Consider the following 12,661-nt stretch of genomic DNA (forward strand, 5'->3'; position numbering starts at 1 on the left):
TGATAATGGCCGAAGTAACAGTAAGCGAACTCGCCAAGTCAGTAGGTGCCTCAGTGGAACGCCTGCTGAGCCAAATGAAAGACGCTGGTCTAGATCATGAAAGTCCTGATTCATTGGTATCTGACGACGAAAAACAGAAACTTCTGTCTTTCTTAAAAAGTAGTCATGGTGATGCTAGTGAAGCACCACGAAAAATTACGTTAAAGCGTAAAACAACGACGACGTTAAAAGCGGGTAACCGTAAAACCGTCAATGTTGAAGTGCGTAAAAAACGTACCTACGTGAAGCGTGATCCAGAACTTGAGCAAGAAGACACATTGTCTGACGGCGAAGTTAGCGCAGAAGAATTGCAATCAGAAGCAGATGCAAATATTGATGTTGCTGAAGAATCTACTGTTGAAACATCCACAGAAGCCGTAGATCAACCAGAAGTTTCAGTAACCGTTGTTGCTGAAGAAGCATCAGTTGAGACTGTGGTTGAAGAACCGAAAGCAGTTGTCGAAGAAGTACCAGAAACTGTGGCTGCGGAATCAGTAGCGGCAGATGAAGGTGTATCCGATGACGAACCTGCCTCTGATAACGGTGAAACTGAAGCCGAAAATACGGTTGAAACTACCGAATCTGAAGCAATTGAGCCTCGTAAGTCATTTACATTAGACGACTTCGAAGAGCGTCGTCTTGCCGCCATGCGTCAGCGCAAAGTCGATGAAGAAAAAGCAGAGGCTGTGCTTGAAGAGAAAAAACGTGTTCTAGAAGCAGAGAAGACTGAAAAAGAGAAAAAGACGGCGGGTAAAGAAAAGCCCAAAACCGAAGTTGCTCATGTTAAACCTGTGGCTAAGAAGCGTCATCAAGACGATGAAGATGACGATGATGAACCAAAACACGTTAAGAAGGCAGGTAAAGGTGCTACCAAGCCTAAAGGCTTAGGTCCGAAAAAGACCAACCTTAAGAAACTTCTCGATTTTGACGATGACGATGATGATGCCGATGCGCAAGCGCGTAGACGTTCAAAAGCGACTCTCAAGATTAAAAATAAACACGGATTTAAGAAGCCAACCACGAAAATTGTGCATGAAGTAGAAGTTGGGGATACCATCATTGTATCCGACCTTGCCCAAAAAATGTCTATCAAGGCAGGCGAGGTCATTAAGCAGCTCATGAAAATGGGCATCATGGCCACCGTAAACCAAGCTATCGACCGCGATACTGCCGAGCTGATCGTTGGGGAGATGGGCCACAAGGTTAAATACGTTAGCGACACCCAGATGGAAGACGATTTGATTGAATCGGTAACCCAAGCTGAAGGTGAAACCGTAAATCGTGCACCTGTGGTAACCGTAATGGGGCACGTTGACCACGGTAAAACATCGCTATTGGATTACATTCGTAACGCCAAGGTAGCCTCGGGCGAAGCGGGTGGTATTACACAGCACATCGGTGCTTACCGAGTGAAGACCGGTCAAGGCGAAATTGCATTCCTAGATACTCCCGGACACGCCGCATTTACTGCAATGCGTGCTCGCGGTGCCCAGTGTACCGACGTAGTAATTCTAGTGGTTGCAGCCGATGACGGTGTAATGCCGCAAACTCGCGAAGCTGTAGAACACTCCAAAGCTGCCGGTGTACCTATTGTTGTTGCCGTTAACAAGATCGATAAGCACGAAGCTGATCCCGATCGCGTTCGTCATGAATTGACTCAGCTTGAGGTAATTCCGGAAGAATGGGGTGGTGACACTCAGTTCATCAACGTATCGGCACATACTGGTGAAGGTATCGATGAGCTATTGGAAGCGGTTTCACTACAGGCTGAATTACTAGAGCTTTCTGCTCAAGTTAACGTACCGGCAAGCGGTGTTGTTATCGAATCCCGTATGGATCGTGGTCGCGGTGTTGTGGCGACTGTGCTGGTTCAAAACGGCGAGTTGAAACGCGGCGACATCTTGTTGGCGGGTCAAAGCTTTGGTCGTGTTCGTGCAATGACCGATGAATTTGGTCAATCCGTTGAAAAAGCAGGTCCATCTTCGCCAGTAGAAATATTAGGTTTAGATGCACCACCAGATGCGGGCGATGACTTTATTGTTGTATCGGATGAGCGTAAAGCTCGTGAAGTGGCTTCACAGCGCTCAGACCGTGAGCATCAAGAGAAACTTCAACGTCAACAAGCGGCGAAACTTGAAAACATGTTCGCTAACATGAGCGGCAATGAGAAGAAAGTTCTTCCTGTTGTGCTTAAAGCTGACGTTCGTGGTTCTTTAGAAGCAATCACCGCTGCACTAATGGATATCGGTAACGATGAAGTTCAAGTGAACATCGTGTCTTCGGGCATTGGTGGAATCACTGAAAACGACATCAACCTTGCGGTAACCTCCGGTGCGGTTGTACTTGGCTTTAACGTTCGTGCGGGTACTGCAACACGTACTTTGGCTGAAGATTCTTCGGTTGAAATTCGTTACTACAGCATTATTTATCAGCTTCTTGATGATGTGAGATCTGCGCTTGCCGGTATGTTGGCACCAGAACGCATTGAAGAGATTGTTGGTATTGCCGATGTGCGCGAAGTCTTCCGTTCACCAAAATTTGGTCAAGTGGCCGGATGTATGGTTACCGAAGGTACGGTTTATCGCTCTAAGCCAATCCGTGTATTGCGCGATAACGTAGTAATCTTTGAAGGTGAGCTTGAGTCGTTGCGTCGCTTTAAAGACGATGTCAACGAAGTTCGTAACGGTGTTGAATGTGGTATTGGCGTAAAAGATTACGATGTTAAGGTCGGCGATCAAATTGAGGTCTACGATGTAAAAGAAGTTGCTCGTGAGCTTTAATAATCGTTAACCTAATTTGAGAAACTATGCCAAAAGACTTTAAAAGAACGGATCGCCTAGGCGATGCCATTATGCGAATCCTGGCCGTTGCAGTACGCGACCAGGTTCGTGATCCTCGTGTTGGAATGGTTAATATCAATGAGGTCGTGGTAACTCGCGACCTTTCATTGGCAAAAGTGTATGTCACCATTGTTGACCGCGAGTCGGAAGACGAGCGTAAAGCAGCGGTGGCGGCGCTTAATAAAGCCTCCGGCTTTTTGCGCACATTACTGGCGCGAGAGCTCGATACTCGCATTACGCCACGCTTGCAGTTCATCTATGACGAAACTTCTACTCGTGGTCAGGCATTATCACGTTTGATCGATCAAGCTATTGCCTCTGATCGAGCTAATCATTCGGACGAGTCTGAAAGCTAAGTTATGGTTGAAAAGAAAAAATCCCGTGTACGATTTCCCATACACGGGGTCTTACTGCTCGACAAGCCTTTGGGGTTATCCTCAAATCAGGCTCTGCAAAAAGCAAAATATCTATTAAGGGCACAAAAAGCCGGGCATACCGGTGCTCTTGATCCTTTAGCAAGTGGTGTTTTGCCGTTGTGCTTTGGTGAAGCGACCAAATTTTCTCAGTTTTTACTCGATTCGGATAAGCGCTATCAGGCGACTTTTCGACTTGGGCTTGAGACCGAAAGTGGCGATATGGACGCCCCAGTCGTTGTCGATCAGGACGCGTCGCACATTACCCTTGAGCAAATAGAAAACGCGATTGAGAATTTTCGTGGTTGCATTGAACAGGTACCGCCGATGTTCTCAGCATTAAAACACCAAGGCCAGCCTCTTTATAAGCTGGCGCGCAGTGGTGTTGAAATCGAGCGTAAACCGCGATCGGTAGAAATCTACGAATACCGATTGTTGAACTTTCGAAGTGGTCCGCAGCCAGAAATCGATGTTGACGTTTTTTGCTCCAAAGGCACCTATATTCGCAGCCTTGCGCTCGATTTGGGTTTTGCTTTGGGTGTTGGTGCTACAGTCACGCAGTTGAGACGAACCCAAGCTGGTCCTTATTTTTTGGATCAGTGTGTCACTTTAGAGCAGCTGCAGGAATGGTTACCTGACGATCAGCCAGAAGAGCTTTCGAAAGAAGCGCTTTGGCAGATGTTTTCAGCAAAATCCGATGAACTACTCGCACCTGTTGATTCTCCGGTTGCCAGTTTGCCGTCGGTGATAATACCCGCAGAGAGTGAAAAATACTTCTCTCATGGTAATTCGGTGTTTAGTGCAGATTTTTCTGAGCTTGCGGTCGCTACGGATGTGCGAGTGTTTTCAGCCGAGGGTACATTCTTAGGTTTAGGCGCGATTACCGAAGGTTCTCGTGTGCAACCCAAAAGACTGGTTGTTATCGACTAAATAAACTTTAAGGCACAGGTTTATGTGCTTTAACCGTAAAAACCAACAGTAAAAAACCAATAAATAAAGGCTAATTTTCGTGGAAAAGTTGCCTTTCTGGGAAATTTCTGAATAAATATGCGCCCTTTGGGCGAATGTTTGTCTAGAATCCTAAAGAACATGAGGTTCGCCTCATTAGAATCGCAAACTCATGTACTAGCTATAGTAGTTTTCGGTTCTCAGACCTGTCTGTAAATATGCGCGGGCAGGCCTTAGAAGGTTGATCGTATAGCCGATCATACGGCATATTTTAAATTAATTAAGAGGAAATACCTATGGCACTGAGTGCTCAAGAAAAAGCGGCTATCGTTAAAGAACACGCAACTTCTGAGACCGATACTGGCTCCCCTGAAGTACAAGTTGCTTTGCTAACTGCAAACATCAACAAACTTCAAGGTCACTTCGCTGATCACAAACAAGACCACCATTCTCGTCGTGGTTTGATCCGCATGGTTAACCAGCGCCGTAAGTTACTTGATTATCTTAAAAAGAAAGATGTCAATCGTTATGCTGCATTGATCCAAAAATTGGGTCTACGCCGCTAAACCTACTTCAAAGTGCCCGCATGAGCGGGCACTTTGTTATCTCAGTTCTCCGATCTTTTCGGTTCCTCGTATTTTCTGTCTATTTTCGAATCGAAAAGTCGTATAAATCATAAGGATATTGTCGTGAATCCTGTAATAAAAACATTTCAATACGGCAATGACACCGTGACATTAGAAACCGGACGAATAGCTCGTCAGGCGTCAGGTGCAGTCGTCGCCACAGTTGGCGACACGTCGGTATTGTGCACCGTGGTTGGTGCCAAGAAAGCCTCAGAGGGCCAAGACTTTTTCCCTCTATCTGTGCATTATCAAGAAAAAGCATACGCAGCTGGTAAGATTCCTGGTGGTTTTTTCAAGCGTGAAGGCCGCCCAAGTGAAAAAGAAACGCTAACTTCTCGTCTTATTGATCGTCCAATTCGTCCGCTTTTCCCAGAAGGTTTTTTCAACGAAGTACAAGTAGTATGTACTGTTTTGTCTGCTGATAAAAACGTAGACCCAGACATCGCTGCAATGATTGGTACTTCTGCGGCATTGGCTATTTCGGGTGTGCCATTTAATGGTCCAATTGGTGCGGCACGTGTTGGCTACACTCAAGAAGACGGCTACTTGCTTAACCCAACTTACGCAGCGATTGCTACCTCTGAGTTAGACATGGTTGTTGCTGGCACCAAAGACGCGGTATTGATGGTTGAATCAGAAGCTAATGAGCTTCCTGAAGACATCATGTTGGGTGCGGTATTATTTGCTCACCAAGAAATGCAAGTCATCATTGCGGCGGTGGAAGAATTGGCTCGTGACGCTGGCAAAGAGCGTTGGGAGTGGTCTGCTCCAGAAACTAACGTAGCGCTTAAAGAAGCGGTTGCCGGTGCAATGGCTGAAGCTATTGCAGAAGCTTACCGTATTACCGATAAGCAAGAACGTTACAAAAAGCTAGACGAACTTCGTACTCAAGCCATCGCGCAAATCGCTATCGAAGGCAGCGAATTCTCGGCTGACGATGTTAAAGGCGAATTTGCCAAACTAGAGAAAAACACCGTTCGTTCAGCGGTTGTTGCTGGCCAGCCTCGTATTGATGGTCGCGATAACAAAACCGTTCGTCCAATTGCGGTAGAAGTTGGCGTATTGCCAAAAGTACATGGTTCTGCTTTGTTTACTCGTGGCGAAACCCAAGCCTTGGTTGTTGCTACTCTAGGTTCTTCTCGCGATTCACAAATCATTGACTCACTCGAAGGCGAGCGTCGTGACAACTTCATGTTGCACTACAATTTCCCTCCTTACTCAGTGGGTGAAGCAGGTCGTATGGGCGCAACTGGTCGTCGTGAAATCGGCCACGGTCGTTTAGCACGTCGCGGTGTTGCTGCGGTTCTTCCAACCGAAGAGCAATTCCCGTACGCCATGCGCGTTGTGAGTGAAATTACCGAATCTAACGGTTCAAGCTCTATGGCATCTGTGTGTGGTTCAAGCCTTGCGCTTATGGACGCAGGTGTACCGCTTAAAGCACCGGTTGCTGGTATTGCTATGGGCTTGGTTAAAGAAGGCGAGCAGTTCGCAGTTCTTACCGATATCTTAGGTGATGAAGACCACCTTGGTGACATGGACTTTAAAGTAGCGGGTACCGCCAACGGTGTTACTGCTCTGCAAATGGATATCAAGATTGAAGGTATCACCGAAGAAATTATGGAAATCGCTTTGAAACAAGCAATGGATGCGCGCTTGCACATTCTTGCTGAAATGAACAAAGTGATCTCTGAATCTCGCGGTCAAGTAGCGTCTAGTGCGCCACGTATTGAAACCATCAAAGTTGATCCTGATAAGATTCGCGACATCATTGGTAAAGGCGGTGCAACCATCCGTTCTATTACCGAAGAAACCGGTGCGTCTGTGGATATCGAAGACGATGGTACCGTTAAGATTTACGGTGAGGGCGACTCTTTACAACGTGCGCTTGAGCGTATTCAAGAAATTACCGCAGAAGCAGAAATTGGCGCAACCTACGAAGGTACTGTGGTACGTATCGTAGACTTTGGTGCGTTCGTTAACTTCTTGCCAGGTAAAGACGGTTTGGTTCACATCTCGCAAATTGCTCATGAACGTGTAAATAACGTTTCTGACTACTTGCAAGAAGGCCAAAAAGTTATCGTTAAGTGTATGGATATCGATAACCGTGGTCGTATCAAGCTTTCTATTAAAGAAACCTTGGAAAAACCAGAGCCAAAAGAAGAAGCGCCAGCAGCTGACGAATAATAATATCGTCATCTTCTTTGTGCTAAAAAAACCCGCTGTTGCGGGTTTTTTTGTATCTGTTCGTTTTCACTAGATTACATTTTTAGCGCTAAATTCATTGAGAGATTCCTGCCATGAAACTTCATCGCTCGGTTTTATCCATCTTGAGCTTATGTGCCGTTGCTTCAGCAGCATTGCACAGTCATTCAGTACTGGCATGGGGAGCCTCCGGGCACGCCATTGTCTGCGAAATCGCCTGGCAGAACCTAGACTCGACTACGCAAGAATGGATTAAACCGCTGTATAAAGAAAAAGGTTTTGAGACCTTTGCGCAATCTTGTAATTGGGCCGATCAAATTCGCAGTGATCATCAGTACGATTATTTGGGGCCAATGCACTACGTAAACGTGCCCAAAGATGCCAAAAAATTCAGCGAAGATAACCAAATTTGTGGGCAAAAATCCTGCGTGACCAGAGCCATTCACGACAATATCAAAGCGTTAAACACCCAATCCGGTGATCAAGCTCAAGCGCTCTTATTGCTTGGTCATTTTGTTGGCGACATACATCAGCCTTTGCATGTGAGTTATTCAGAAGACTGGGGTGGCAACAAAATTCAGGTCATGGTTGCTGAACATATCCATTCAGATCACTTAGTTGAAAGTAACTTACACGCCGTTTGGGATACTTGGTTGGTTGAACAAAACGGATTTAAAAAGTGGAAAAAATCGGCAAAGCGCCTCAATCAATCCATAAATACTGATGAAAAAAGAGATTGGCGGAAAAGCCTAAGTCCAGAACAGTGGGCCAGTGAATCCTATGATCAGGTTCTGGTGATTTATAAGGATGTTAAAAATCTACCGCCGTTGCGAAAAGATTACGCTCAGAAAAACAAAGCCATTATTCAAGAACGACTACAGCAAGCTGGAATTCGATTGGCTGAAATACTTAACGCAATTACTCGATAAGAACAGAACAGTAAGTGCCTCTTTAGCAAAAACATTGAGTCAGTAAAAACATTGAGTCAGTAAAAACATTGAGTCAGTAAAAACATTGAGTCAGTAAAAACATTGAGTCAGCAAAAGCATTGGGATTTAGGCTCAATGCTTTTTTACCATGTGTTAACTCTACGGATAATTGTTGAGTCTGTTTATGCGGTTCAATGGAATTTGCTCTTCTCAATTAAGAATTGCTCCAATGAAAAAACACTCCAATTAAGATTCATATAAGGCTCTTGCTAATAGGTATTAGAGTCTCTGTCAAAAATGCCTCTTATTAGGTCGCTCCCTAAGCTCCCGTATTTACTGTGTTTTAGCTAAAAACCTGTTTGAATGATTTATTTTTTTACGACTAAATCCGTATTTTTTCTGGGTTTTTAAGGCATGTTGGATGATTTTTATTATTTAACATTCGTTTTAAATAACTCTTTATGCATTTAACTGGTGCGCTAATGCCATTAAATGTAACAAACTGACATCTATGTAGTGATTTATTTTAAGGCATAAAATATCCAATATATACATTTTGGTTCAGTAACATTGTGAGAACATTTGTAAAAGAGCAGGAGAATTAATCTAAGTTATTGAAATGAATCAACTTTGTGCTTTTGGCCTCTAGGTTGCTATTACAGACGCATACCTTTTACCACACCAACGGGGAGTGTCTGTTTATGTCCTACTTAGAACCGAGTGAATTCGTCACGAAAATGGTAGATTCGGGAGAATCTAAAATTTACATGTCTAGTCGCGATACCATCATTCGTGCCTTTATGGCCGGTGCTATCTTGGCTTTGGCAGCGTTTTTTGCCATCACAGTGACGGTTAAAACTGGTCAACCTTTGGTTGGTGCACTTCTCTTCCCAGTCGGGTTCATCATGCTGTATTTAATGAAATTCGATCTACTTACTGGTGTATTTACCTTAGTTCCACTTTCAGTCATTGATCGTCGTCCCGGTTGTACCATGGGTCAATTATTCAGAAACTGGGGTTTGGTGTTTGTGGGTAACTTTGCCGGTGCTCTTACCGTTGCATTTTTTGCCTCGTTTATTTTGACCTACGGTTACCACACCGATGGCGGTGCCTTGGCAGAAAAAGTAGGTAGCATTGGTGAGTCGCGTACTTTGGGTTACAAAGAACACGGTGTTGCTGGTTGGTTTACCATTTTTATTCGCGGTATGTTGTGTAACTGGATGGTATCCATGGGTGTGGTTGGCGCTATGATTTCAACGTCTGCTGGCAGCAAAATGATGGCGATGTGGATGCCAATCATGCTGTTCTTCTACATGGGTTTTGAGCACTCCATCGTAAACATGTTCTTGTTCCCATTCTCAATGATTATGGGTGGTGATTTCACTATCATTGATTACTTCATTTGGAACGAAATTCCAACGGCCTTAGGTAACCTTGTCGGCGGATTCTTTTTGGTAGGATTACCGCTGTACTTAACTCATGTTAAAACCAGTGCAGCTCGCAAACTTGCATAAGATCACAATCAGCGCTGTTAAACTAAGATTGGTTTTACCAATACGAGTTACAGATCGTTAATTGCAAAACCCTCACTCGAAAGAGTGGGGGTTATTTTTATTTATGACTAAACAACTTCGAATCTCTCAAGATCAGTTTTCTACGGCGGGTAAAAAAGCCGTCAATCAAGATTGTCACGGCATTATTATTCCGGAGGAACCACAGCTAACCTCAAAGGGCATTTGCGCCGCGATTGCCGATGGTATTAGCAGCAGTCAGGTGAGTCACATTGCCAGTGAGGCAACTGTGCAAGGGTTTCTGTCAGACTACTATTGCACGTCCGATTCTTGGTCTACCAAAAAATCCGGCCAGAGAGTACTTGAGGCCATTAATTCTTGGTTGTTTGCGCAAACTCAATACAGTCCTCATAAATACAATAAAGATAAGGGTTACGTCTGTACCTTTAGCGCAATTATTTTTAAATCCAACACCGCACATATTTTCCACTGTGGCGATGCCAGAATTTATCGGCTTGCTAATGGCGGCCTAGAACAATTAACCCAAGATCACCGTCGTGTTATTTCGTCAGAAGAAAGCTATTTAGCCAAAGCGCTGGGAATTAATAATTTTTTAGACCTAGATTATTTAATGGTAGATGTTACCGAAGGTGATTTTTTTCTGTTGGCAACAGACGGTGTTTATGAATTTATTGACGATAAACTGCTGATTCAAACTATCATCGAACACCGTAATCATTTAAGCGGCTTAGCCGAAAATATTATTCAAAAAGCATTGAATGCCGGGAGTGACGATAATTTAACACTGCAAATTATTCGTATTGATGAACTACCCGAACAAAATTTAGGTGAAATACATCGGCAAGTAAATCAACTACCGCCGCCGCCGCAATTAGGCCCGCGAATGGAATTCGAGGGTTATAAAATTATTAAGGATGTGTACATCAGCAGCCGCAGCCACGTGTTTTTAGCCGAAGACATAGAAACGCAACAACAAGTTATATTAAAAACGCCTTCGGCAGAAAAGCGCGACGATCCGGCGTATCTTGAAAATCTTTTAATGGAAGATTGGATTGCCAAACGCCTTAATAATTTACACATTTTAAAAGCGATTGAATCTGCTCGAAAACAAAATTATCTATACACCTTAAGTGAATACATAGAAGGTAAAACGCTTGCGCAGTGGATACTGGATAATCCAAAGCCTGATATAGAAACCGTGCGGAATATTGTTGAACAGGTTGCCAAGGGTTTGCAGGCGTTTCATCGCCAAGAAATGGTTCACCAAGATTTGCGGCCTAATAATATTATGATCGATCGCAATGGTGTGGTAAAAATTATTGATTTTGGCTCCACCAAAGTAGCCGGTATTTCCGATATTGTGCAGCGTAACGAAGGTATCGTTGGTACCGCCCAATACACGGCACCGGAATATTATTTGGGTTATTTAGGCACGAGTCGGTCGGATATATTCTCGTTGGGTGTTATTACCTATCAAATGTTGAGCGGTGAACTCCCCTACGGAAATGCTATTGCACGCTCAACCGATGCCAGAACACAACTACGACTGCGCTATAAATCCCTTGCCACCGACGAAAACGCAATACCGAGTTGGGTCGATTTTGCCATTAAAAAAGCGGTTAACATCAACCCGCTAAAACGCTACGACGAAGTGTCTGAATTTATTTACGAACTTCGCCACCCAAATGCAGATTTCGTAAAACGCGAAAAACCACCGTTAATAGAACGAAATCCAGTGCTTTTTTGGCAGGTAGTATCGTTTATTTTGTTTGCGATAAATGTGTATTTTATTGTTAGAAATATCTGACACAGATTCTAGGAACCTCTGATTTGCTCATCCATGATTTCATCAGAGGACAGACATTGAAAATGCGATTTCCAACTTCTTCACAATTCCAACCATTTACCGTTCTTGAAATTGGCGATACATCCTTGTGTCGCAGGAAACTCTAGGTTAATCAGAGTTTCCTCTAATCAATACAACCAACCGGTTTTAAAGGATACGCCTGTTGCGGCAAATAAAATGGCGAATAGTGTTACGGTGCGAATATGCCAAGCCATTGTGGGTAAAGATTTTGCCGTTAAATTAGGAATAACTCTAAAGCGAGCGTTTAACGCCAAAAGTATGGTTGACAGTAACAGAGCCAATTTCAACATAATGGGATGAGTGATGGGATTACTAACGTTAAACCAGTCACCTATGTTAGGCACTAAACGATGCGCCAAATAAAAGCCCGATAGAATTTGAACGATCAATGCAGGCATGCCAATCTTTTCAAACTTTTGTTCAAAGCTCAGTAATATCTGTGGTGACCGTTCTTTTAGCGCATTAGGTAAAATAATAGTGCTGAGAATAATATGCCCACCCACCCAAATAGTCGCCGCTAAAATATGCAGTAATAAAACAATACCGTACACAATCATTCCACCAAAGCCAATTTTCCAGTTTTCGATACTACATTAATCTGCTTGCCAAACGTTGATTGCGGTCAAGTACGTACTAAGCATTTAGAGATTTTTAAATCCAGTATAGTAACCTCTAATTAAACTATGAATGAGTTAATCAGAGATTGCTTTAGAAGCGCTTGAATGCTTTTATTAAATGATCAAATATTACAATTGTTTCGATGGCCAATTGTTTTTCTTTTAAATTAAATAATTTTAAAATTAAGAAGATACTAAGGTTTAATCGAGATGTTTTTATTTAGCATAAATAATGTCTGCGTTTTTACTGTTTGGATCTCCATTACTCCACAATATAAAGTCATTCTTCTCAGACGAGCTATCAATTGAATATTGGTATGAATTGCCCCATGGATCTTTTGGGGATTCAAGCAAGAATCCACCTTTAGGATAGTTTGGCAATAAAGCGCCTTTTTCTTCTTGCCATAGTATCTCTAGACCTTCCTCTTGTGTGGGATAACGTCCATATTGTAACTTAAACGCTTTTAATGCTGTCGTTAACAGTCGCATGTCGGCTTGTACTTGTGCATTCATGCTGTGCGGTCTACAGATAATTTGAGTATCCATCAATACGATTAAACCCAATACGCCAACTATAAAGGCACTAATTATTAACGTTTTTTTCATTTACAGCTCAATTGTAAATCTATAGGAAACACCTATCGGTAC

Annotated in this window: 10 protein-coding genes; 8 read left to right on the top strand and 2 right to left on the bottom strand. The window is 43.4% G+C overall.

The window, feature by feature from the left end; translation table 11 throughout:
- Window positions 1-5: 5 nt before the first annotated feature.
- From infB to ACYQ28_RS04560, 8 genes are all read left to right on the top strand, one after another.
- Entirely contained in the window at window positions 6-2,819 is a 2,814-nt protein-coding gene (infB, locus tag ACYQ28_RS04525) for a translation initiation factor IF-2 (RefSeq protein WP_460048262.1), read from the top strand.
- Between the two features lie 26 nt (window positions 2,820-2,845).
- Window positions 2,846-3,235 (top strand): 30S ribosome-binding factor RbfA, encoded by a 390-nt coding sequence (gene rbfA / locus ACYQ28_RS04530; RefSeq protein WP_460048261.1) that lies wholly within the window; start codon window positions 2,846-2,848, stop codon window positions 3,233-3,235.
- Window positions 3,236-3,238: 3 nt separating this feature from the next.
- Window positions 3,239-4,222: a tRNA pseudouridine(55) synthase TruB gene (gene truB / locus ACYQ28_RS04535; protein WP_460048260.1), complete on the top strand. Its 984-nt coding sequence runs from the start codon at window positions 3,239-3,241 to the stop codon at window positions 4,220-4,222.
- Between the two features lie 314 nt (window positions 4,223-4,536).
- Window positions 4,537-4,806 carry a 30S ribosomal protein S15 gene (gene rpsO / locus ACYQ28_RS04540; RefSeq protein ID WP_460048258.1) on the top strand — a complete coding sequence of 90 codons (270 nt, stop codon included), beginning with the start codon at window positions 4,537-4,539 and terminating at the stop codon, window positions 4,804-4,806.
- 123 nt (window positions 4,807-4,929) lie between these two features.
- Complete coding sequence (gene pnp, locus ACYQ28_RS04545; protein WP_460048256.1) at window positions 4,930-7,050, top strand: polyribonucleotide nucleotidyltransferase; 2,121 nt, start codon at window positions 4,930-4,932, stop codon at window positions 7,048-7,050.
- A 113-nt stretch (window positions 7,051-7,163) separates the two neighbouring features.
- The gene (locus ACYQ28_RS04550) at window positions 7,164-7,997 is read left to right on the top strand and encodes a S1/P1 nuclease (protein ID WP_460048254.1); all 834 of its coding nucleotides are present in this window, start codon (window positions 7,164-7,166) and stop codon (window positions 7,995-7,997) included.
- 701 nt (window positions 7,998-8,698) lie between these two features.
- On the top strand, window positions 8,699-9,511 hold the full coding sequence (locus tag ACYQ28_RS04555) for a formate/nitrite transporter family protein (protein WP_460048253.1): 813 nt from the start codon (window positions 8,699-8,701) through the stop codon (window positions 9,509-9,511).
- A 103-nt stretch (window positions 9,512-9,614) separates the two neighbouring features.
- Complete coding sequence (locus ACYQ28_RS04560) at window positions 9,615-11,336, top strand: protein kinase domain-containing protein (protein ID WP_460048252.1); 1,722 nt, start codon at window positions 9,615-9,617, stop codon at window positions 11,334-11,336.
- A 167-nt stretch (window positions 11,337-11,503) separates the two neighbouring features.
- Here ACYQ28_RS04560 and ACYQ28_RS04565 read toward each other — a convergent pair whose 3' ends face one another.
- On the bottom strand, window positions 11,504-11,947 hold the full coding sequence (locus ACYQ28_RS04565) for a CopD family protein (protein ID WP_460098975.1): 444 nt from the start codon (window positions 11,945-11,947) through the stop codon (window positions 11,504-11,506).
- A gap of 282 nt (window positions 11,948-12,229) precedes the next feature.
- Window positions 12,230-12,619, bottom strand: a complete 390-nt coding sequence (locus tag ACYQ28_RS04570; protein ID WP_460048250.1) for a type II secretion system protein GspG — start codon at window positions 12,617-12,619, stop codon at window positions 12,230-12,232.
- Window positions 12,620-12,661: the final 42 nt, after the last annotated feature.

This window comes from Sessilibacter sp. MAH1 (assembly GCF_054658315.1).